The 2,769-nt window shown below is 44.5% G+C and carries 3 protein-coding genes and 1 riboswitch; of the genes, 2 read left to right on the plus strand and 1 reads right to left on the minus strand.

What is annotated here, in order from left to right:
* Both WC903_09235 and WC903_09240 read left to right on the plus strand, forming a co-directional pair.
* Window positions 1-528: hypothetical protein (locus tag WC903_09235; GenBank protein MFA5894128.1), on the plus strand; the 528-nt coding region annotated here is incomplete at its 5' end.
* 23 nt (window positions 529-551) lie between these two features.
* A complete protein-coding gene (locus WC903_09240) occupies window positions 552-1,658 on the plus strand; it encodes a YibE/F family protein (GenBank protein MFA5894129.1) in 1,107 nt (368 codons plus the stop codon).
* A gap of 53 nt (window positions 1,659-1,711) precedes the next feature.
* Here the strand turns inward: WC903_09240 and WC903_09245 are convergent, their stop codons facing one another.
* Window positions 1,712-2,326, minus strand: a complete 615-nt coding sequence (locus tag WC903_09245) for a DedA family protein (GenBank protein ID MFA5894130.1) — start codon at window positions 2,324-2,326, stop codon at window positions 1,712-1,714.
* A 172-nt stretch (window positions 2,327-2,498) separates the two neighbouring features.
* A riboswitch (cobalamin riboswitch) is annotated at window positions 2,499-2,642 on the plus strand.
* Window positions 2,643-2,769 lie beyond the last annotated feature (127 nt).

Genomic DNA, 2,769 nt, shown 5'->3' on the forward strand with positions numbered 1-2,769 from the left:
CTCGCCGCCTGGCTGAATATTTATTTATTTATCGGATATTTGAGTTGGCTGCGCCTGGCGATTGCTTTGTTTGCGGTTGCAAGCGGGGCGTTCTATCTGAAAAAGTATTGGGTTGACCGTAAGGGCGGCTGCAAAATTGAAGATGATGCTCGCCGCAGGAAAATTATAGAACGGCTTAAGGAGATTGCCGGTAATCCGCGCTTGCTTTTTGCCATCATCGGTATTGCAGCGCTGGGCGCTTCAATCAACTTGGTTGAGTTGTTGTGCAGTGCCGGCTTACCGGCGGTTTATGTACCGATTTTAACCATGGCGGGCTTGTCAAAATTGCAATATTATCTATACTTACTGCTTTATGTCTTCTTTTATATTTTGCCGCAGCTGGTTATTTTTTTGATCGCCATGTATTCGCTGCGCGTTACCGCAATCAGCTCGCGGGTCACCAAGTACTCTAATTTGGTTGGCGGGTTGTTGATGCTTGCAATCGGGCTGTTGCTCTTATTTCGGCCTGGCTGGTTGGCTTTCGGCTAAAATACTTATCAAATAATCATCAAATGCTGAAAAAAATTTTTATAATTAGTTTGTTTTGTGGTTTATTGGCTCCAATTTCCGTATGGGCCCAGGACAATACCGCCGCTGATAAAATTTTCAAGGCTGGTGTGTCAGAGGTGACGTCCCAGCAGGTAATTAATTTGCCGGATGGCACCAGCGGTACGCAACAAGATCTGAAACTTACGGGCACGGAAAATGAATTTAAAAATAAAGAGATTTTTATCAAGGGCGTGGGCGACCAGACGGCAAATATTAACAATATCTATCGGGTCGGCGATGAGGTGCTGGTTACAGCCTCAAAAGACGAACAGGGGAATGATAAGTATTATATTACTGATTATGTACGCACCAAAAGCATCTTATGGCTGTTTTTGGTTTTCGTCGTTGCTATCGTTGCGGTCGGCCGCTGGAAAGGTTTGCGTTCCATCATCTCGTTGGCGCTGACTTTTTTAGTGATGATTAAATATATCGTGCCGCAGATTCTGGACGGCGCCGATCCGATTATCGTAACGATTATAGGTTCACTTGCAATTCTGGTGGTGATTATCTATCTGACGGAAGGACTTACGATGAATGCCAATATTTCGGTGGCAAGTATTTTCATCAGCTTATTGTTGACCGTTGCCTTGTCCTGGCTATTTGTCCATTTAGCGAGACTTTCCGGCATGGGGAACGAAGAGGCTTCGTTTATTGCAAACTTGGGTACGGCTAAATTGAATTTACAAGGCATATTGCTCGCCGGTATCATTATCGGCACTTTGGGCGTGCTGGATGATGTGGTAATTTCACAAGTCGCCTCGGTGGAAGAATTGGATAAAGCAAATTCCGGCCTGACGCGCAAAGAAATTTTTAGCAAAGCTCATCGTGTCGGGGTGGCACACATCAGCTCAATGACCAATACCCTGTTCCTGGCTTATGCCGGCGCTTCTTTGCCCTTGATGATTCTTTTTGTCAGCGGCCAGAGCGCTTTTGCCAGCTGGGATATCGCAATTAACAATGAACTTTTAGCAACCGAGATTGTACGCTCGCTCGCCGGTTCAATCGGCTTAATACTGGCGGTGCCGATCTCAACGATTTTGGCCGTGCTTTGGGTAAAGCGAAAAAAATAATTATTGAACAAACAAAAAACGGCCTGGTGGGCTAGGCTGTTTTTAAATAATGATTATTTATTGTCAGACAGTTTTTTTTCTAAATATTTTCCCGCGAACAAATAACCGGCAAAGATGATCGCGAGCAGGCCGCCGGTGATCAAAGTGCCATACTCCAAATAGCGATTAATGGTGCCGGTCAGGCCGCCGAAATAATAACCGAGCAACAGAAAGGCTAATGATTTCGGCAGGGTGGCAAGCGTGTCATACCAGATAAATTTTCGGTAGGGAATTTTTACGAGTCCGGCGGCCAGAAGAATCGGCACGCCTGCGAAATGCGTCAGCTTGCCAAGAATTAAAACCTTGCCGGAATGATAACGGACCAAAGTTTCAAATTTATGTAATTTTGTTTGGTCAAGGAGTAAAAAGCGGCCGTATTTTTTTATTGATTTTTCCCGCCCCCAAAAACCGATACTATAGTAAAGGCTATCGCTGACCAGATCGCCGGCGATAATCACCAAGTAAGCCAGAGCGAGATTAAAAAAACCGAGTGAAGCCAATAGTCCGGCGATCATGGCCACCAGGGGCCCCTCAATCACGGTCAATAAAAAAAGCAAGCCATATTTTAAAACCGGTATGGCTGTCAGGATTGTTTGCGTGGAGGCGGAAAAAGAGATCAGTTGATCCATAAGATCACTATAGCAAAAAAATAGAAGAAAGAAAAAATCGCCGAGCTGTTCTGTCATGCATTATGGAAATTGCCACCTTGATGACGATTGCCGTCTTGATCGGAAAAGCAAAGACGAGATTCGTCTGATTGACAAGCGGCGGATATTAATAATATAATCTTAAGTATTCATCAGTCGCCGCATTTTGCATTTTGAAGCGGCGGACAAAAAGCCTTATATCCGAGAAACTGGGGTGAGATTCCCCGGCTGTGCCGCAGCGGTAATGCCCGGAGCTTACGGGTGAGCCCGAATGTCGGATATATGGATTATAATGTATTAATTGTCCCGAGCAGGACTACTGAGGGTTTTTTTTGGTCTTTCCTGCTTAGAAGGAAAGATTTTTTTTATTTATTAATTTATCGCATGGATCGAGAAAAAAAATATTTATTGGCGGCTTTTTTCAT

This window comes from Candidatus Margulisiibacteriota bacterium (assembly GCA_041658645.1).
Lineage (GTDB): Bacteria > Margulisbacteria > WOR-1 > O2-12-FULL-45-9 > XYB2-FULL-48-7 > JBAZZV01.